The organism is Microbulbifer guangxiensis, assembly GCF_021729075.1.
Taxonomy (GTDB): Bacteria; Pseudomonadota; Gammaproteobacteria; order Pseudomonadales; family Cellvibrionaceae; genus Microbulbifer; species Microbulbifer guangxiensis.
Window position 1 is genome coordinate 1 of sequence record NZ_JAJSAQ010000006.1, and the last position, 19124, is coordinate 19124.

Sequence of the window (19124 nt, forward strand, 5' to 3'; positions counted from 1 at the left end):
CCACACCGGTAACTTGTTCGTGGCAAGTTACGGGCCTCACCTTACCGGATTTTTAGGGAATTAGGTCATACAAGCGGTTGTAATCGCCGCGAAGACGCGACTGGGACGGCTTACGCTACACTCCAGCCGCCCCTAAACCGAGCGTTAGAGCCAGAAAAACATGGATGTGAAATCCTTAGCAGAAATTGGTGTACTTGAAGCCGCGTACGAAACCGGGGCTACTTCCCTGGGAACAGCAAAAGCGGCGCTTAAGGCGCGCTGGTCCGCCAATCTCCGAGACAATGAAACTTTCATTCGGCTTTTGTTTTTGAGTTGGTATTCGTGCAGCGAGCCGAACTGGCTAACCGGTTTAGAACCCTCCGAGGAAAATGAGTTCGATAATCTCGTAACAGAAGGAGGAGTCCTGGAGTCGGAGTCCAAGTTCATATTGGGTGTTCTCTCCAACTCATTTCCGTATTGCTGTGGCGAAGAAGGAAAATGGGAGCAGCGATCTCGCGTGCTGTTTCAAGAAGCAGAAGAGTCTGCTCCCTATAGTCTTGTTTTCCGAAATTGGGAGTATCTTCTGAGCCTTAGTGAAGAACCAAAAGATCCTCGAATTCATATCAAACCGGAGTTGTACGCGAGATTTCATGGTCGCGGGTACATGGGAACCTATTTGCTGCATATCCTCGGTCAGAGGGTGGGGCTCTAACAATGCGGTCAAGCCATTCATCGCTTTGCTCCTCACTCGGACGCTCAGCACTCCGCGGCTACTCGCGCATGCCTTCGACATTATTGCGCGATCAGTCGCTCCGAGCTGAGCGCCACTTACCTGGGCGTTCGGCCTCAAAAATCATACCACGCAACATGGAAGTTGCCCCCTCTGGAACGAGTAGAGTAATGAATACACAAACGAGAGCCACAACTAGGAAAAGCCAATGAAAAAGCTAATTCTGACCGCTCTGTTGCTCCCGACGCTCGCCTTTGCCGAGGACATCACGATCCAGAACCTCGTACGCGCCGAATCCGACACCATGTTCCGGTTGACCATGCAGGAAAGAAGCATCGGCATCGGCGAGCTCTTCCACGAGCGGGAGGTCGCCTCCGCCAACGCACAGCAGACGGTGATCCGGCCCAACCAGGACACGCTCTACTCCGCAGCGATCGTGGACCTGTCGAAGCCGGTGACGGTCACGCTGCCGAAAGGGGACGCGCGGTTTCAGTCGGTGCTGATCATCAGCCAGGACCACTACAGCTTCGCCTATGCTAAGCCCGGCGCGTATAAGTTGACCAAGGAGGAAGTTGGGACGCGTTTCGCGATGCTCCTGTTCCGCACCTTCGTCGATGCGGGCAATCCCGACGATGCTCCCCGCGCCCATGCCATGCAGGACGCGATCATCATCGAGGGCGGCGGAAAGGGACCGTTCGAAGCACCGAACTGGAACCTCGAAACCCTTGCCAAAGCACGGAAGGCAGTCAACGACCTCGCCGCAGCCGTCGGGCTTGATTCCAGCACGTCCTTCGGTCGCAAAGGCGAGATCGACCCGCTGGGCCACCTGATCGGGATCGCGGGCTGGGCGGGGCAGCCAGCAACGACGGCCCTCGGCATTGTCGATGCCGTCGACAAGAACGACGGCAAAACGCCCCATGTGGTCACGGTCCGTGACGTGCCGGTGGACGCCTTCTGGTCGATCACCGTTTACGACGCCGACGGTTTCCTTGCGCCCAACGATATCAATCGCAATAGCTACAACAACACATCGGCCACGCCGAACGATGATGGTTCCTACACGATCCATTTCGGCGGAGACCCTAAGGCCAAGAATTACCTGCCCATCACCGAAGGCTGGAACTACACGATCCGCCTCTACCAGCCGCGGGATGAGATTCTGGACGGCTCTTGGACTTTTCCCGCAATCAAGCCATTGACCGATCGCTGAACAGCGAGCCCAACAAGGCGCTTGTTAGGACGCCGCATCGCGGCGCCCCACAGCTTCAACGTTAGATTCAAGACTTACCCATGAAAAAAATTATCTACACATTATATTCTTCACTGATTATCACTTCCTGCAGCTCTTCTTACCACAACATCAATGAGAGAGGACCAAGTGCCTTAGGCGGCGGCTTTCAAGACCGAGAGGTGGAAACAGGGATGCACTTCATAATCGCCAAAACTAATTTTAAACCCTGGGTAGGTTTTGACGGCGCATACAAGACATTCAACCGCAGAGCAGCGGAATTATGCAGTGAAGAGAGCTACAAGGTATTAGAACAAGAAGAAGCCAGTTATCCGCATGCTTATTCACAGGGTGAACTCGATTACACGATCTCTCAAGTGAGCGGCTATGTTTTATGCACCTCAAGTCCTATCAATGACATAAAGGCAAAGGAAATCATTGTCTCTGACTCAAAGAATTTCTGGTTCACCGACTAGGCAAGTTTAAGCACCTCACAACAGGCGTGTGGATACCAGCAGTCGCAGTAACTTGTCTGCTCCGCGTCTAAAAATCCAAAATAGGAGAGTACATCGTGGTAGGGACGGTGGGACTCGAACCCACAACCTGCCGCTTATCTGGCGCTACGGGGTATAAACCCGCTGCTCTACCGTTGAGCTACGTCCCCAGCAGACTGAAACTGGTCTGCTGGGGATATTCGGAATTCGGGGAGATAGCGGCTTGCGGTGTTCATGCGTGCAATATTAGAAGCATGGGCCAATAGGGGCAAGGGAAAAATATCAAGAGGATCACCCCTGGCGCTCAAAGCATCGTTTCTCCACGGGAGTGTTCACTTGGCGAAAAAGAAAACTCCGGACTGCTATCACTACTTTTTTATTTGAGCTCAGCCCCAAATTAAAAAGCCACCAATGCTTCCGCATTGGTGGCTCCAGGCCAAACAGTAGCCAGAGGCTATACGTTACAGCAGCATATAAGCACGCATAGTCACCTGTTCGGTATGGCTACCTTCACTGCCTGCCATAACCACACGAAGGTGTACGAACTCTCCGGGAGCTGTGTCGTTAGGCACTGTGGCAACCCACTCTCCATCTACTGGCTTGACTTCAGCAGGTTCACCCGGCCGGGCGGTATCCATAGCGAACGAAGTTCAGTGGACATGGCGCATTATCACGATGTCCCGGCCCTGCTTTCGGTAGGTATCGAAGCGATCCAGAATTGCGCTGGGCTGGCCATCGGCGTCCACCTCCGCAAAGCCGAGCGACCGGTAAAACGGCACCAGGTGCCGGTAGGGAAAGGTAAACGTCTCCCCGTCAAACGCCTCTGCCATACTGTTCAGCAGCTGTCTGGCGACACCCTGACCCTGGAATTGCGGCGCGACGGCGACGCCGACAAGCAGTTTGGCACCGGTGAGTGGGCGCAGGCAGCCACAGGCTATGATGTGATTCTGCCCATCCCTGATTACTGCACAGGGCTCATGGCGTCGGGCTTTACCGCGGAACTTGTGGGTACGGTAGAATTTATTGGCCAGCGGCAGCTCCACGTCGGAGAGCCACTGGGCTGAAAACTCTTTGTTAACCGTCATCTATGCCGCGTCCAACCTGCCCGACCTGCCACCGCCCGCTGAAAGTCTGTTACTGCAGTGCGCTGGTCCATATACCCAATCAAATCCGGGTGTTGATCATACAGCACCCCCAGGAAGAGAAGCATCCATTCAACACCGGCCGCATCGCCCATCTCTGTCTCGACAACTGTGTACTGGTGATCGGGGAACAGTTTACCAAGGAGGACTGGGCAGAGATGCTGACACCCGGTTCTGCCCTGCTCTACCCGTCCCTCAGTTGGCTGCCGGATACTGACGCGGGGCAGTCAAAAGCAGCAAAGCCACGGAACGTAGATCAGCTGGTGGTGATCGATGCGACCTGGCGCAAATCCAAGAAGATCCTGCATCTCAACCCGGCCCTGCAGGCGCTGCCGCGCATCAGCCTGGAAGGCGATCTGCAGTCAAACTACCAGGTTCGCCGCTCTTCACTGCCCGACAGCCTGTCCACCGTGGAGAGTATTGCCATGGCAATGCAACAGCTGGAACCGCAACACGATTTCCAGCCCCTGCTGCGCCCGTTCGAGAAGATGATTGCGCTGCAGCAAGGCAGCGCTGCTGGCCGGGACTGCGGGGAGTGACGGGCCAGCACCTGTCCGCTGTACCCGCACCGCCCTGCCGCTGCATCAGAAGGTATAAGTGATCGCCGTAAAGCCCTTGATCACGTAGTCCTCGTCGACAATGGGGCTGTCGGTGATCTCGCTATCGAGGTTTTCCCAGGCGACGTTCAGCGCCACGCGCCAGTTCTCGGTCAGCTCCCACAGCGCGCCCACGCCGGCCTCCACGGTGATACTGCTGCCCACGTCATAAGCCGGCCTGCCCGGGAGGGCCGCCGATTGCGGTACGCCAAAATCGTAATCCGCCACGCTGCTGCTGGTCCAGTTGACCCCCAGGGCCGGGTTCAAGCGAATATTGCCGAACTGGAAGCCGCGGGAAACGCTGGCCGCTGCAATGCCACCGCCCCCGACATTGTCGAGCACATCATTCTGGTAGCCAAAATCCAGCTCAATGCCGTAAGGCCCCTCATAGATCACTCCCAGGCCGAGCATCACGGTGGAATCCCGATCGCCGAGTCCCTCGAGATTGGGGCTGTCATCCTCTTCATAAGCACCGACGCGATAAGAGGCAGTCACGGCAAGACGCAGCCGGTCACTGCCGGCGATGCCGTAACGGAGGTTGGGGCCGACCCACTGCAGCCGCTCACCAAAATAGGTGATGGCCGGAATCACCTGTACGACGTTGGTGTCGGAGCCCACATAGGGACTGCTGCGCCCCACTGCGCCCAGGCCGACACCCCACTGGCCGGCATCACCGAGCACGGAATAAAGCTCGATATCGACATAATTGGCCTGCCCCTCAGCCACGGGGAAACTCGCCCGCTGGAAACTCGGCGGCCCCTTGGGCTGGTAGTTGTTGGAGAGCCCCAGGGGTTCGCGGGGAATACCGATGAAACTCCGGTCCAGCGCACGGTTTTTGTTTTCATCCACGTAGGCCAGTACTGCCACCTGCCCGGCGGGTGCGTCGGGAATCACGTAAGCTTCACCGGGTTCACCGGGCTGGATCGCAAAGCGCATCTCGCGGGCCGGGCGGCGGAAATCCCCGAATGCATCCGCATTGTCATAAACCTGAATCACCAGATCCCCCTCGGGAGGCGGGTTCTGCAGCCGCACGGTAATGTCTGCGGCACTGGCAGGTGCAAACCTGAACAATGAGAGCAGTGCCACGACTACGAGCAGTGTTTTCATGGGTGTCAGTCTCCGCACTGAAAGATCAGTCGTCGAGGGTTCAATTTGATCGTTACGCCGGTCGAAACAAAACAGATGACAAAAAGGGCGCCCCATCATCGCTTGTCGCCCTCGAACTCTCTGCCCGCCGCGCCCTCTGGGCATATCGGCATCAGGGAAAACCCGAAGCAGGATTGCGACCTGAGCTTAACAGCCTAGCAGGATCGCTCCGGTTAACTTGCTCCCACGATGCCACTTTGGTTTACCCGGACCTGCGGTGCTGTCTGGTACTGGCTCTGGATCACCGCCAGGGAAAAGACTCTGCAAATAAAGGGGATTTTTCCACTCCCCGCAAACGGCTCATCCGTGACAACCCGGTGAGCGTAACTATTTCCCATAGCTTCCCATAGCGCTTATCCGCCCTGCGCCAGGATGACAATTGTGCCGGCTGACGGGTAAGCTGGGGCGCACAGAATTTCAGGCGACTTACCAGAGCGGGTGGGAGAAAACTTGAACTCAGTAATCTTGATGGCCAGTAGTTTCCGCCGGGGGGGCCTTCTGGGCATGGCCTTTATGATGCTCGGCACCCTGCCCGGTTGCGACAGCCGCGACCAGGCTGTAGGTAAAAACAAGAAAGACTGGGCACAGCCAGTGGTCATGGAGTCCGTCGACTGGAAGCCGCGCCAGGTGCGGATCGAAGCGGTGGGCACCTCCCGGGCGGCCAGGAGCGTGACCCTGTTCCCGGAGGTCACCGGCGAGGTAGTCGAAGTGACCCTGAAAGCGGGCGACCGGGTCAAGGCCGGGCAGACCATCGTGCAGCTGGACGACCGCGACCAGCGCCTGGCAGTCGAACTGGCACGGGTGGAGCTGCGGGATGCCGAACGGCGCTACGGGCGCTACCAGCGCACCCGCGAATCCGGCAGTGTCACCGAAAGTGCCCTCGACGATGCCCGCAGCGCGGTGGAGCGCGCGCGCATCAACCTGAACCGCGCCGAGGTGGCATTGGATTACCGTTCTATCGACGCCCCTTTCGATGGTCATATCGGCATTACGGATATCGACCCCGGTGCCCAGGTGGACCCCTCCACCGAAATCACCACCATCGATGACCGCAGCAACCTATTGGTATCGTTCCAGGTCCCCGAACTGTTTCTCGGCCAGATTACCGAAGGCCAGGCCATCGCGGTATCCACCTGGGCCAGTGGCAGCCCTCAGCACCAGGGTGAGGTGCTGGAAATCGACAGTCGCGTCAATCCGCAGACCCGCACCTTTACCGTGCGCGCGCAGGTGGACAACGCCGAAGACCGGTTGCGGCCGGGCATGAGCTTCCGCATTACCCTGGACCTGGCGGCGGGCCGCTACCCGGTGGTGCCGGAGGTCGCGCTGCAGTGGGGCAATGACGGCGCCTATGTGTGGGCCGTCGATGGTGGCACGGTCAGCCGCGTCCCCGTGACTGTGGTCCAGCGCCTGCAGGGCAGGATCCTGGTGGAATCCGATGCGCTGCCGGAAGGCATGTCGGTGGTAACGGAGGGTACCCAGCGGATGCGTGAGGGTCTGCCCGTTGCCAGCATCGCGGGGTTGTAAGCCATGACCGCCTCTGCCGACGACAAGCTCGCGAACGAACACTCCCGGAATGACCTGGCCGCCCTTGCCATCCGGCGCCCGGTACTGGTGCTGGTACTGAACCTGCTGATCGCCATCGCCGGTATCGCCGCCTTTACCGCGGTAGAAGTGCGCGAATTGCCGGATGTGGATGTTCCCGTGGTTTCAGTGCGGGGCGAGATGCGCGGTGCTTCACCGGAGACCATGGACGCCGAGGTCACCAGCATCGTCGAGGGCGCGATTGCACGGGTATCCGGTATCCGCACCATCGAGTCCTCCAGCGAAGAGAACAATTTCCGCATCCATGTGGAGTTCAACTCCAATGTCGACCTCGATACTGCCGCCGCCGATGTACGTGAGGCCGTCAGCCAGGCGCAGCGGGAGCTGCCCGATGACGTGGAGCGGCTGATGGTGGTCAAGGCCGCGGACCGGCCGGAACCGGTCATGCACCTGGCGGTGACCAGTGACCAGCTGCGCGACGAGGCCCTCACCTACATCATCGAGAAGGACATCGTCCCGGAGCTGATCTCGATTTCCGGCGTGGCCGATGTACCGATTTCCGGCCAGCGCCAGCGGGTACTGCGGGTAGTGCTGGATCCACTGCGGCTAACCAGCTTCGGGCTCTCTGTGAGCGATGTGGCTGCCGTGCTCGAGCAGGCGCCGCTGGATGTGCCCTCCGGTAGCTTCCGCTCCGAGGACCAGCAGTTACTGGTGCGCACCGACGCGTCGACGGTCACCGAGGAGCAGGTACGCAACATCATTATCAGCGGGCAGACCCGGGTGGGCGATGTCGCCCATGTGGCGTTCGGCCCCGAGGACGTACAGTCGCTGGTGTACCTGAACGACCGCCCGGTAATCGGGCTCGGTATCGTGCGCCAGGCACAGAGCAACACCATCGAGATCAGCGCCGCCGTAAGCCGGGCCGCCGAGCGACTGAACGAGCGCTTCGACAACCTGGATATCACCGTCACCGAGGACCGCGCCGTGTTCATCCGCGGCTCGGTGACCGAAGTGGTCATCAGCCTCTGTTACACCATCCTGATAGTGGTGGCGGCAATCTGGCTGTTCTTTGGCAATATCCGCACCACCTTGGTACCCAGCACCGCCATCCCGGTCGCCCTGGTCGGCACCCTGGCCGGTATCTGGCTGATGGGGTTCTCGATCAACATCCTCACCCTGCTGGCGATCGTGCTCGCCACCGGGCTGGTGGTGGATGACGCCATCGTGGTGCTGGAAAACATCCAGCGGCGCCGGGCCCAGGGCCTCGGTGCCCGGGCGGCCGCCGTGCTGGGTACGCGCCAGGTGATCTTTGCGGTGCTGGCCACCACAGCGGTGCTGGTGAGCGTCTTTATCCCCATTGCCCTGCTGCCGAGCACTGCCGGGCGCATGTTCCGCGAGTTCGGCCTGGTGCTGGCCACGGCGGTGGCGCTGTCTTCGGTGGTGGCGCTGACCCTGGTGCCCATGCTCACCGCCCGCCTTGCCGACAGCGATGGCGAGACCCGTACCCGGCCGCTCTACGATCGGCTGGCCCGGTTCGGCGAGCGTGTCGGTGCTGCCTACCAGCGCAGCCTGGTGCTGTGCCTGCGCCATGCCCGCCTGAGCTTTGCCATCGCGCTGCTGCTGGCCATCGGCGCCGGTGGCCTTTACCTGGTACTGGGCAAGGAATTGCTGCCGCCGGAGGACCGCGGTCTGATCCGTGTGGACGCCACCGGTCCGGATGGGGTCGGGCAGAATTACATCCGCCGCCAGGCTGAGCAGATTGAAGACGTGCTGCGGCCGCTGGTGCAGCGCGGCGATGCCACCGACATCCTCACGGAAATCGGCCGCTACGACCCCAACCGCGCCCGTGTCACCCTGCCGCTGGCGCCCTGGGATGCCCGGCAGACCTCGCAACAGGACCTCACAGGGGAAATCGCCGGCCCACTGGCAGAAATCCCCGGAGCGCGCATCCGTGTCAGCAGCCCCAACAGCCTGTCCCTGCGCGGCGGTGGTGGCGGCATCGAGGTAGCCCTGGTGGGCAACGATTACGACCGCATCTACCAGGCCTCTCGGGACATGGCCCGCGCCATCGAAGACCGCCTGCCGCACCTGGGCCAGCCTGATATCAGTTACCGGCCGACCCAGCCGCAGCTGTCGATCGAGATCGACCGCCGCCGCGCGGCGGACCTCGACGTCCCCCTGGAGAATATCGCCACTACGTTGCGCGCAGTGGTCGACGGCCTCGATGTGGTCGACCTGAACGTGGGCGACCAGGCGGTGCCGGTGATGCTCGAGGCCGCCAACACCACCGTCTCTTCACCGGAGGACCTGGTAAACCTGTACGTGAAGAGCCGCAACGGCGACCTGCTGCCGCTGTCGAGCATGGTCAGCCTGCGCGAGGAGAGTGTCGCCGCCGAGCTGGACCGCCTGGGCCAGCGCCGCGCCATCGAGATCGACCTGGGACTGGCTCCGGGCTACCCGCTGGCCAGTGCAGTGGACGAGCTGCGCGCGCTGGCAAAAGAGATACTGCCCGCTGACGTGGGCATCCTGTTCCTGGGTGAGGCCGAAACACTGGAAGAGAGCTCCCGGGAAGTGGCGATGACTTATGCCATTGCCGCCCTGGTGGTTTTCCTGGTGCTGTGTGCGCAGTTCGAGGGCTTCGGCAGTGCCGTGATCGTGATGACCACCGTGCCCTTCGGCCTGGCGGCAGCGGTCTACGCGCTGTTCTTCACCGGCACCACGGTCAATATCTTTTCGCAGATCGGGCTGGTGATGCTGATCGGGCTGATGGCCAAGAACGGCATCCTGCTGGTGGAGTTCGCCGACCAGTTGCGGGATCGTGGCCACAGTGTCTATGACGCCATTACCGAGGCGGCGCGGGTGCGCCTGCGCCCGATCGCAATGACCATGCTGTCGACGGTACTGGGCGGCCTGCCCCTAATCCTGAGCAGCGGCCCTGGGGCCGAGGCCCGCGCAGCCATCGGCTGGGTGATGTTCGGAGGTCTCGGCCTGGCAGCGCTGTTCACCCTCTACCTGACGCCGGTGGTCTACCTAACCCTGGGCCGTTTCCACAAGCCGCGCTCGGTGTAGTCCGCAAGGCTCGACGCGGAGTTGCAGGCGGCCCGCTGATCCATGCTCCGAGGCTCCCGCCGCTGACAACGGCGGTCGGGAGCAGCGGTGTGCCCTACCTGCACGGTGAAATGCCCCCAGGGATCCGGCTGCAACGGCTCTCGTTCCAGGCCCTCTTGTTCCAGTCGCGCCAGGTCCGCACGCAGGGCCCGGCCGAGCAGGGAAAAATACTCGCTGAAAGCGGCATTGATGCGCCGGCGGTGTTCGCCGCTCGGGTAGAGGCCCATCTTTGCCTCATCGGTGGCTTTGGTGCCGGCGACGAGGAAGTTGTTGCTGATACTGGCGTCCTGTACGAAGGCCTCGAAAGCCCGCGCACACAGCTCTGCCGGCTCGCTGTAGTAAACACAGCCATTGGCCCTGTCCACCCTGCTGGAAATCCGGAACAGCTCACTCGGCTCCTCACCCTCCTCATCCAGCATGATGGTGCGGAAGCAGGCGTACAGGCGGTCGTTGAGGGGATGAACGACCGGAGTGGCATCCCGCAGCCAGGCCTCGGAGGCAAACATGCGCTCCGGCGCATCCATAAAGGCCTTGCCGGCCAGGTAGTGGTCCAGCGCATGGAACCACTCATGGGCAATGGAGCCGGGGCCGGCATTTTTTGCCAGGGAGAAGCTCCGGGAGGCCGGCTCGTAGAAGGCGGAAATGCCCGGCCGGCCGCCGATACCGTACTGGAACGACAGGGTGCCGCGCAGCGAGATCAACAGCTCCGGCCCCTGCAGGATCGACATCAGGTCGATGAGGGCGTCATGGAAGAGCCCGGCCGCCCGGTCCCGCTCGGCCTGCGTCACCCAGCGGCCGATACTGATGGAGCGGAAGCCAAAGGTCCTGCGCACATCGGCAAAGGTCACCGGATGCCGGTGGCTCAGGCTCGGTCCGCGGCGATAGAACTGTCGGGATAACACGATAAGAGGCGCCGGCGTTCAGTGGTGAATGTGGGTGATTGTGGGTGGTTGGGTGGTTGTGGATTCCGACCTGTACATGGATACAACCCCATTGTGCAACAGTGGCCGGACAGTGGCCAGACGCCCATCACTCCTGCCGCTCCGCCCCGGAACCCCAGAAACGACTTAGCCCGGTCGAGAGGGCCTCGCCATCAGGGCACAGCTGCAGCTGCCAGTGCGCCGGGTAAAGGTTGCGGTAAAACGGGTCGGTAAAGCGGCTGTCGGCCAGGACCACCACGCCGCGGTCGGACTCGGTGCGGATGACCCGCCCGGCGGTCTGCAGGACCCGGGTCATGCCGGGGTAGCGGTAGGCGAAATCGAAGCCGCCGCCCCGCAGGTGATTACCATCGCTGTCGTAGGCCGCGCGCAAGAGTTCCTGCTCTTCGTTGAGCTGCGGCAAGCCCACCCCCACGACGATGGTGCCCACCAGCTGCTCCCCGACGTAGTCGACCCCCTCGCCGAAGACGCCCCCCATAATGGCAAAGCCCAGACTGTTGCGGGCCTCACTGAAGTGCGCGAGAAAGGCGACACGCTCCGCTTCGCTGGCCCCGGGCTTCTGCCGGACAACTTCATGCTGCGGAAACCGTGCGGCAAAGCGCTCGGCAACCTGTTGCAGAAAGCGATAGGAAGGGAAGAACACCAGGTAGTTGCCCGCCCGGCTGTGGTAAACACGGGCCACCATTTCCACCAGGGCATCGATGGCCCCATCCCGCGCCCGGTAGCGGGTGTCCACATAGGGACAGACAAAGACCCCCAGCTGCTGTGCATCGAATGGCGAAGGTAACTGAAGGTACGGCGCCCCCTGCTGCAGGCCCAGCTCCCGCGTCACATAGCTGGCGGGCCGCAGGGTGGCGGAAAAAGCGATCACCGCGTGGAACTGGCGGTAAACCTGGGCCAGCTGCCCGGCGGCATCCAGGCACAGCAGTTTCAGCTGCTGCTCCTGCCAGGGCGCGTCACGGTCATGCACCCGGGTCAGGCAACGATGGTGTTCCGACGCCAGCTGATCGATGGCGAGGTAGCGATAGAGCGCCTTCAGCCAGTCGGCAATCTCGTCGGGCGCGGACTGGCCCTGCTCCCACAACTGGCTCACCGCGGCCGCCACCTTGTCGGCGGCGCGGCTGACCGCTGCGGGGCGGGATTCCGTTTCGGTGAGCGATGTCACCCAGAGCTCTGCTCCTTCCGCCGGTCGCGCTGCCAACCCACTGCCTGCCTCCCGCCGCGTGACTACCCATTTGTCCAGCGCGCGCACCAGTGACTGGATACTCCGACCCAGGCCGACATGGGCACCCCGACAGGCCTTCGATGCACGGCGACTTTCCCTGCGGCTCAGTTCGGCGCTGAACATGGCACGCGCGCGGTCACCCAGGTTGTGCGCCTCATCGATCAACAGGCCGCGGCGCTGACTCTGATCCTGCAGGACATTCAGCCGCACCAGGGGATCGAACACGTAATTGAAGTCGCACACCACCAGGTCGGCCCAGGGCAGCATCTGCAGCGACAGTTCGAACGGGCACAGCTGCAACCGGTCGGCCACCCCTGCCACCACGTCCGCGGTCAGCAGAGGTTCCCCCAACAGCGTTTCCCGCGCCTCGGGCAGGCGGTCGAAAAAGCCCCGGGTGCGCGGACAGATCCCATCGGCGTCAAGGCTGCACAGGCCCAGCGAGCAGGCACAGGTTTTATCCCGCGCGCGGATTTCCAGCAGCGACAGCTGCAGACCCTGCTGCTGTAATCTCGACACAGTCTCGCGGACGACCCCGCGCCCGGAATTCTTTGCGGTCAGGTAAACCAGCTGATCCACATGGCCCTCCCCCACGGTCTTGATGGCCGGGAACAGGGTACTGACGGTCTTGCCGATGCCGGTGGGCGCCTCCACCACCAACTCACCGCCATCCCGCAGGCAGCGGTAGGCCGCCACCGCCAACTGCCGCTGGCCATCGCGATAATTCGCAAAGGGGAATGCCAACGTCCGCGCGGATTCACGCACCTGATCCCGGTGCTGCTGCCAGTGACGGTGCCAGCGCAGGTAGACCCCGAGGGCCTCATTGGTGAAAGCCTCCAGCTCGGGCCAGCCGAACTCCCGCAGCTCCGGATAAGTTTTCTTCTCTTTCAGGTTGTACCAGAGCATCTGCAGGGCGATGCGCCCGCCGTCGCCTGTCGCTTCGGTGCGCTGCTGCAACAGATAACAGAAACCGTAGACCTTCAGCTGCGCCCAGTGGAGCTGGCGGATCGCCTCCGGCAGTCGCTCCGGCGGGCAGTAGGTGGTTTTGATCTCCTCCAGCTGCACCGGCCGGTGCAGGTCAGTCTGCGGATGCTGGATATCGACGCGGCCGCGCAGAATGACGGTTTGCCCTTCGCACTGCCAGAACACCTGCAGCGGGTACTCGGCCTCGCTGCCGGGCGGGCGTTTCTTCTGCAGCTTCTGGTGTGCGCGGATGCCTTCCCGGGCAGAGGGGCCGCCGGGCCGTTCGCCCACCAGATCGCCGCGGCGGCAGGCGAAGGCCACCAGTGCCCCCACCGGGATCTCCAGGACAGGCAAGGCAATCTCTGCGGTCAAATCACACCCGGTCACCCCGGTCTCGCGCTCAGCCACGTCATCCATGGTCACGGCTGCTGCCACTCCACGTGCAGCACCCGGTGGGGAATGTGGTGGCGGGCGAAAAATGCCAGCCAGCGCAGCTGGTTCTGCTGCAGGCGGTCGCCGGGTCCCTTCACCTCCACCAGCTCATAGCTCCCCGCTGCCGGAAACAGGATCAGGTCGGGCAGACCATTGCGGTGGTGCTCGATATCGTTCAACAGGCGCCGAAACAGCAGCTGCCAGTGTTCAGCCGGTATGCGTTCCAGCGCCTGTGTCAGCAGCGGCTCCGACAGCACCTCCCAGGCCACCAGCGGGTTGGCGATGCCCCACTTCTCGTCATAGTTGGCCCGGACACGCCGTGACAGCGACCCGCTGTCAAGTTCGGCCAGGCGTCGCTCGAACGCTTGCCGGCGCATCCGGTAAAAATCGGGGCTGCGGAAATCACTGGGTGCGACCTGAAAGGGATTGAAGAAGGCGCCGGGAACGGGTGAGAACAGGATGTCCCACACATACAGGCCCAGCACGCCCTTGAACAGGCAGTTTTCCACGTAGAAACAGCTGTCCGCCTCACCCTGCAGGTAGGCTGCCGCCAGTCGTTCAACCCGCTCCGGTTCCGCTGGCAACGCGACCGTATCCGTGGGTGGCTGGTAACGGGTTGGCGCCTCCCAGTCAGCGAGGCGTTTGGCCCGTTTTGCTGTCCGGTAGCCGAAGCTCTCGGCAAACACCTGTTCGGCCTCGTTGTCCGGTGCCGAGAGGATCTCCGAGCAGAGCGCCAGGGCTGCGTCGAATTCACCGCACTGGGCCGCAATCCGCGCCCGGCGCTCCCGGGCCGGCGGCCGGCTGCACTGCCGGTACAGTTGATCGGCTTCTTCGAGGGCCTCCAGCCGCTCCAGCTGTCGCGCCAGGGTCAGGCGCAGCCGGTCCAGGCGCCGGTGGAGCGTCGCGTCCCCGCCGATCTCCTCCGGCAGCCGCTGTGCGAGAGACTGGATCGCCGCTGCGCCCCCATCCATGGCGGCGTCCAGCTCTCCCAGGCATTCGTAGTACTGCAGGTGCCGCTCGATCTGTGCCCGGCTCTGGAATGGCAGGTGCTGCTGGTCCAGTGGATAAGCCTCGAAGCGGTACAGACCGAGGTCCCGCAGCACGTAATCGGTGAGGTCCTGGCGGAGATTGCCAAAGAAACAGAGTTTGAAGGTTTCAAAGTGCTCGGCGCACTGCACGGCCAGGATCGTTTCATCGGCCAGCAGCAATTGCAGCAGGTCGCTCTCACTATCGCCGCCCTGATCCAGGAACGCCTGCTCCAGCGCCGGGCGTTTCAATGTCTTTGGCAGCGTAGCGGGACTGGCCGCCAGCAGCTCGGCTTTCGTAAACAGGGGCAGGAGTTCGGCGGCGGGCAATACCGGGTCACACGACAACAGTCCCGCTGAGGCCAGCTGCGCTGCCGCCGCGGCAAGGTCATCGATCTCTTCATAGGCGAGTTTGCCAAGGCGAAACAGCGCCCCGGCTGATGACGACACCCCCTTGCGGGACAAGAGGCGCACATACAGCCGCTGACTGTCACTGTCGAGCCCATGAAAAGCGCGGTAAAACCCCAGCTCCCCGCCAGACAAGAGCGGCTCATAGCGGGCGACCACAAAGTCCACCAGCGCGCAAAAATTGGTCAGGTAATAGTCTGGGGCCAGTTCGACGGAGGCGGACATTCTCGACTGCTCAGCGCTCGGGCTGCTATCTGGGCTGCGGACTCTGTAACAGGAGAAGACCCCAGCGGCACGGCCGGACCAGGATGCCCCCCTGAACGAGGAATTACTGCATATTTATACAGGAACCGCAGGACACGGACAAACCGGTGGGACGACTGCCCGGATACCCACGGTCGCAGGATCGACCGACGGTGAAACACCCCGGGGTGACCTCCACCCTTTCCGGGGATCCCCCATCCAGCGATCAAACTGTGCACTGCTTTCCCGCCTATCTTCGAATAAAGAACAGCTGAACGGGCATAACCGCCAGATCTTTTCGTTTGGGTGGAAAATTGCTGACCACGGTCAGCACTCGCCGCATCAAAATTTCCTGACCCGGCAATATGGCCGCAGGCAGCTTGCACACCATTCCATCGAGTGAACGGGTGTCCAGCGGAGATTGCCTGCCGATATTCACTCCCGACAGTCCAATAATAAAATCACCAGGAACGGAAATTCCGCCAGGTTCAGGCATTGACCACTTGACCGTTGAACTTCGCCCCCCGGAGAAATACCCTGAAATGTAGCTTCGCGTATGTTGAGGTGAGAAGCGACGGATCGACAAGTGCACCGACAACCAACCGAGGACCATGTTCGATGTCTTTACGCATCAATGACACCGCCCCAGACTTCAGTGCCGACAGCACCGCCGGCAAGATTTCCTTTCACGAATGGATCGGCGACAGCTACGCAATCCTGTTTTCCCACCCGAAGGACTTTACGCCGGTCTGCACCACGGAATTTGGTGCTGTTGCCCAGCTCGCGCCAGAGTTCGAGAAGCGCAACACCAAGGTGATGGGTGTCTCTGTGGACAGCGTTGAGGAACATCAGAAGTGGAAGCGCGACATCGAGAACTTTGCCGGCGCCCCGGCCAACTTCCCGATCATCGACGACACCTCGCTTAACGTTTCCAAGCTCTATGACATGCTGCCGGCGGATGCCTACCTCCCCGATGGCCGGACACCAGCCGATAGCGCCACAGTGCGCACAGTATTCATCATTGGTCCGGACAGGAAGATCCGCCTCACCATGTCCTACCCCATGTCAGTGGGGCGAAATTTTACCGAGATCCTGCGAGCGCTGGATGCCGTACAAGCCACTGATGGCGTACCAATCGCAACACCGGCGAACTGGGTACCCGGCCAGGACGTCATTGTCGCCCTGAGCCTGAATGATGCGCAGGCGAAAGAAAAATTCGGCAACATCGACATCAAGCTGCCCTACCTCCGCTATACCGCGGCACCGGCCAAGTAAGATCCAGGACCGGTCGGTGGCCGGCAGTGGGGCGTGGCGTGACCTGTCATACAGGTTCCGCGCCCCACCCGTACCTACCGATCGAAAGTGCCTGAATACTTTTCGTGGCTCCAGCTGACTTGCGGATGGGTCGAATGCCTCCAACGACGACAGCGCGCGCGCAACAGGGTGCACCCGATGCCTGGATATCCTTCCTTGCCCACTTCCTGTTTGTGCTCGCGGCCTGGTCCCTGTTTATCAAATATCTGTTCCCGATCGGCTTTTCCCTCGCCAATGCCGAGCCGTGGAACCGTTATATCTACTGGGATCTCTGGCCACTGATCCACCTGTGGCTCGGCTGGGCCCTGCTGGCACGTCCCCGTTATGTCTATCCACTGGCGGTCGCTGTCTCCGCCCTTGAGATCGTGATTATTGTCAGCTTTTTTGTCTGGTTTCTCTCTGATCCCGACTGGTCGATCTGGCGCACCAACTGGTTTATCAACAAGGTATTCGTCCTGGCATGTTTTGTACTGCTGCTGGGAACAGCTCTCCGACGCCCCGATACGATCCGCGGCAATGCCATTCCCCCGAGGATGCCATGACCCATCAATACAATCGCCGACATGCCCTGAAATTACTCGCTGCTGGCCTCACCGCACTCGCTTTGCCGAAGGCAGCGGTGCTTGCAGCGAGCACCGCCACGGTTAAAAAACCCATACCCGCCAGCGGTGAGCCGTTGCCGGTCATCGGGCTCGGCACCTGGCGCACGTTCAATGTCGGCAGTGATCCACAGCTGCTGGCCGAGCGCGCCCGGGTCGTCGATGCCTTCTTCCAGCATGGCGGTGGACTGATCGACTCATCGCCGATGTACGGTTCGGCGCCGGATGTCATCGGCTATGCCCTCAAGCGCCTGGGCAAGCCGGACACCCTGTTTTCTGCCGAGAAAGTCTGGAGCCCCGCCGGCGGCACGACACGGGAGCAGGTAGGGGAACTGGCCCGACGCTGGGGTGTGGAGACATTCGACCTGGTGCAGATTCACAACCTCACCGACTGGCGCGAGCACCTGGCAGCCCTGCGGGAGCTGAAGGCTGCCGGCAAGATCCGCTACATCGGCATCACCACTTCCCACGGCCGCCGCCACGCAGAGTTCGAACAGGTGATGGCCAGCGAGGAGATCGATTTTGCCCAGCTGACCTACAACATTACCCATCGTGAGGCAGAGCGGCGCCTGTTACCGTTAGCCAGAGAGCGGGGTATTGCCGTCATCGCCAACCGGCCCTATGACGGTGGTAACCTGATCAAGGGACTCAAACGGCGGGGAAAACAGGTGCCGCAGTGGGCGGTAGAAGAATGCGGCTGCAAAACCTGGGCCGACTTCCTGCTGAAATTCATCGTCAGTCACCCGGCCGTGCATTGCGCCATCCCCGCGACCACCCGGGTCGAACACCTCAATGAGAATATGCGTGCCGGGCACTCGCCGATGCCGTCCGCTGTCTGCAGGGAGCGGATGGCTAGAACTATCGAGACCCTATGAGTGACTGGTCCAGCTATCGTCTGCAGGACCTCATCCCTTTCACACAGGAGGTCTACCTGCGCCTGCTGCAGCGGGTCAGTGAAGACACCTGGCCACTGCAGATAGCCCTGCTGGTCCTCGGACTTGCCGCCTTTGCGCTGGCGCTTGCGCACCGCAACCGGCTTGCCCTGATCTTCCTCGCCCCTGCATGGATCTGCAGCGGGCTGGTTTTTCACCTGCAACACTATGCAGAACTCAACTGGGCAGCACCTTACCTCGGCCTGGCCTTTCTGGCCCAGGGCGTCATTCTGTCACTGCTCGGATTGACGGGAGTCGGAATAGATCGCCAGAAGAGCTTCGGCAACCTGCCCGCCCTGATCGGCTTGTCGAGTGTCTTGATCGGTGTGGTCGCTTATCCGCTGATCGCCCCACTTGCGGGTTTCTCATGGATGCAGGCGGAAAGCTTCGGTGTTCATGCCGATCCAACGGCCCTGACCACACTGGGCTTTTGCCTGGTCGTATTGAGACGGACGGCACTCTGGCTTGCCAGCATCATCCCTCTGTCAGGCGCCCTGCTTTCCGGGCTGACACTGCTGGCACTGGCACTGCCCTGGGCGTCTGCATTGTTAGGCATGCTCGGAGTGATCCTGACCGCACTGGTCTGGAAAACCGTCGCGAGCGCCCGCGGAGTCAGCGATGGATCGTAACGCGCTGTACCTGCTGGCGGCGGACCTGATCCTGGTCACCCACGTGCTGTTCGTTGCCTTTGTCGTATGCGGGCTACTGCTGATCCTGCTTGGCAGACTCCGCAAGTGGCACTGGGTCCGTAACCCCTGGTTCCGGCTTTTGCATGTCGTCGCCATTGGAGTGGTCGTGCTGCAATCGTGGCTCGGCGCCATCTGTCCGCTCACGATCTGGGAGATGGCGCTGCGGGAGCGCGCGGGAGAAGCGACTTATTCGGGCAGTTTTATCGCGTACTGGCTCGGCAGCCTCCTGTATTACCGCCTGCCGGACTGGGTCTTTGTGCTCTGCTATACCGTCTTCGGTGCCCTGGTTGCCGGCAGCTGGTTCTGGGTGCCCCCGCGCCCTTTCGGCCGGCGACACCACGACCATAACTAACAACAAAAAAAGAGCGACCGGTGGTCGCTCTCTTTGAAAGCT

17 protein-coding genes and 1 tRNA gene are annotated in these 19124 nt (G+C 61.5%); 11 read left to right on the forward strand and 7 right to left on the reverse strand.

Features of this window, described 5'->3' with window-relative positions:
- Positions 1-160: 160 nt before the first annotated feature.
- From LVD12_RS13200 to LVD12_RS13210, 3 genes are all read left to right on the forward strand, one after another.
- Positions 161-691: a hypothetical protein gene (locus tag LVD12_RS13200; protein ID WP_237068204.1), complete on the forward strand. Its 531-nt coding sequence runs from the start codon at positions 161-163 to the stop codon at positions 689-691.
- 226 nt (positions 692-917) lie between these two features.
- Positions 918-1919: a DUF1214 domain-containing protein gene (locus LVD12_RS13205; protein WP_237068205.1), complete on the forward strand. Its 1002-nt coding sequence runs from the start codon at positions 918-920 to the stop codon at positions 1917-1919.
- An 80-nt stretch (positions 1920-1999) separates the two neighbouring features.
- Positions 2000-2413, forward strand: coding sequence for a hypothetical protein (locus LVD12_RS13210; RefSeq protein WP_237068206.1), 414 nt, complete (start codon positions 2000-2002; stop codon positions 2411-2413).
- A 96-nt stretch (positions 2414-2509) separates the two neighbouring features.
- On the opposite strand, the gene LVD12_RS13215 is transcribed toward LVD12_RS13210, so the two are convergent.
- A tRNA-Ile gene (locus tag LVD12_RS13215) sits at positions 2510-2601 on the reverse strand.
- Between the two features lie 480 nt (positions 2602-3081).
- The gene (locus LVD12_RS13220; protein ID WP_237068207.1) at positions 3082-3516 is read right to left on the reverse strand and encodes a GNAT family N-acetyltransferase; all 435 of its coding nucleotides are present in this window, start codon (positions 3514-3516) and stop codon (positions 3082-3084) included.
- Positions 3517-3518: 2 nt separating this feature from the next.
- Here LVD12_RS13220 and LVD12_RS13225 point away from each other — a divergent pair, with 2 nt between their 5' ends.
- The gene (locus tag LVD12_RS13225; RefSeq protein ID WP_237068208.1) at positions 3519-4112 is read left to right on the forward strand and encodes a tRNA-uridine aminocarboxypropyltransferase; all 594 of its coding nucleotides are present in this window, start codon (positions 3519-3521) and stop codon (positions 4110-4112) included.
- Positions 4113-4157: 45 nt separating this feature from the next.
- On the opposite strand, the gene LVD12_RS13230 is transcribed toward LVD12_RS13225, so the two are convergent.
- Positions 4158-5276, reverse strand: a complete 1119-nt coding sequence (locus LVD12_RS13230) for a MipA/OmpV family protein (protein WP_237068209.1) — start codon at positions 5274-5276, stop codon at positions 4158-4160.
- Positions 5277-5765: 489 nt separating this feature from the next.
- On the opposite strand from LVD12_RS13230, the gene LVD12_RS13235 reads away from it, so the two are divergent.
- The gene (locus LVD12_RS13235; RefSeq protein WP_237068210.1) at positions 5766-6839 is read left to right on the forward strand and encodes an efflux RND transporter periplasmic adaptor subunit; all 1074 of its coding nucleotides are present in this window, start codon (positions 5766-5768) and stop codon (positions 6837-6839) included.
- 3 nt (positions 6840-6842) lie between these two features.
- Positions 6843-9926: an efflux RND transporter permease subunit gene (locus LVD12_RS13240; RefSeq protein ID WP_237068211.1), complete on the forward strand. Its 3084-nt coding sequence runs from the start codon at positions 6843-6845 to the stop codon at positions 9924-9926.
- Here LVD12_RS13240 and LVD12_RS16180 read toward each other — a convergent pair.
- The 4 genes from LVD12_RS16180 to LVD12_RS13260 all read right to left on the reverse strand — a co-directional run bounded on the left by LVD12_RS16180 (position 9884) and on the right by LVD12_RS13260 (position 15809).
- Positions 9884-10867, reverse strand: a complete 984-nt coding sequence (locus tag LVD12_RS16180) for a CLCA_X family protein (protein ID WP_237068212.1) — start codon at positions 10865-10867, stop codon at positions 9884-9886. The two genes, LVD12_RS13240 and LVD12_RS16180, sit on opposite strands and share 43 nt — an antisense overlap.
- Before the next feature lie 127 nt (positions 10868-10994).
- Entirely contained in the window at positions 10995-13523 is a 2529-nt protein-coding gene (locus LVD12_RS13250; protein ID WP_237068213.1) for an ATP-dependent DNA helicase, read from the reverse strand.
- The gene (locus tag LVD12_RS13255) at positions 13508-15178 is read right to left on the reverse strand and encodes a VRR-NUC domain-containing protein (RefSeq protein ID WP_237068214.1); all 1671 of its coding nucleotides are present in this window, start codon (positions 15176-15178) and stop codon (positions 13508-13510) included. The genes LVD12_RS13250 and LVD12_RS13255 overlap by 16 nt, the downstream gene beginning before the upstream one ends.
- Before the next feature lie 268 nt (positions 15179-15446).
- Positions 15447-15809: a hypothetical protein gene (locus LVD12_RS13260; protein ID WP_237068215.1), complete on the reverse strand. Its 363-nt coding sequence runs from the start codon at positions 15807-15809 to the stop codon at positions 15447-15449.
- A 5-nt stretch (positions 15810-15814) separates the two neighbouring features.
- Between LVD12_RS13260 and LVD12_RS13265 the strand changes: the two genes are divergently transcribed.
- The 5 genes from LVD12_RS13265 to LVD12_RS13285 all read left to right on the forward strand — a co-directional run bounded on the left by LVD12_RS13265 (position 15815) and on the right by LVD12_RS13285 (position 19082).
- Positions 15815-16471 carry a peroxiredoxin gene (locus LVD12_RS13265; protein WP_237068216.1) on the forward strand — a complete coding sequence of 219 codons (657 nt, stop codon included), beginning with the start codon at positions 15815-15817 and terminating at the stop codon, positions 16469-16471.
- Between the two features lie 134 nt (positions 16472-16605).
- Positions 16606-17052, forward strand: a complete 447-nt coding sequence (locus LVD12_RS13270; protein ID WP_237068217.1) for a hypothetical protein — start codon at positions 16606-16608, stop codon at positions 17050-17052.
- Positions 17049-17984, forward strand: a complete 936-nt coding sequence (locus LVD12_RS13275) for an aldo/keto reductase (RefSeq protein ID WP_237068218.1) — start codon at positions 17049-17051, stop codon at positions 17982-17984. Before LVD12_RS13270 ends, LVD12_RS13275 begins: the two co-directional genes overlap by 4 nt.
- Positions 17981-18670, forward strand: coding sequence for a DUF6064 family protein (locus tag LVD12_RS13280; RefSeq protein ID WP_237068219.1), 690 nt, complete (start codon positions 17981-17983; stop codon positions 18668-18670). The genes LVD12_RS13275 and LVD12_RS13280 overlap by 4 nt, the downstream gene beginning before the upstream one ends.
- A complete protein-coding gene (locus LVD12_RS13285) occupies positions 18660-19082 on the forward strand; it encodes a DUF2784 domain-containing protein (protein ID WP_237068220.1) in 423 nt (140 codons plus the stop codon). Before LVD12_RS13280 ends, LVD12_RS13285 begins: the two co-directional genes overlap by 11 nt.
- Positions 19083-19124 lie beyond the last annotated feature (42 nt).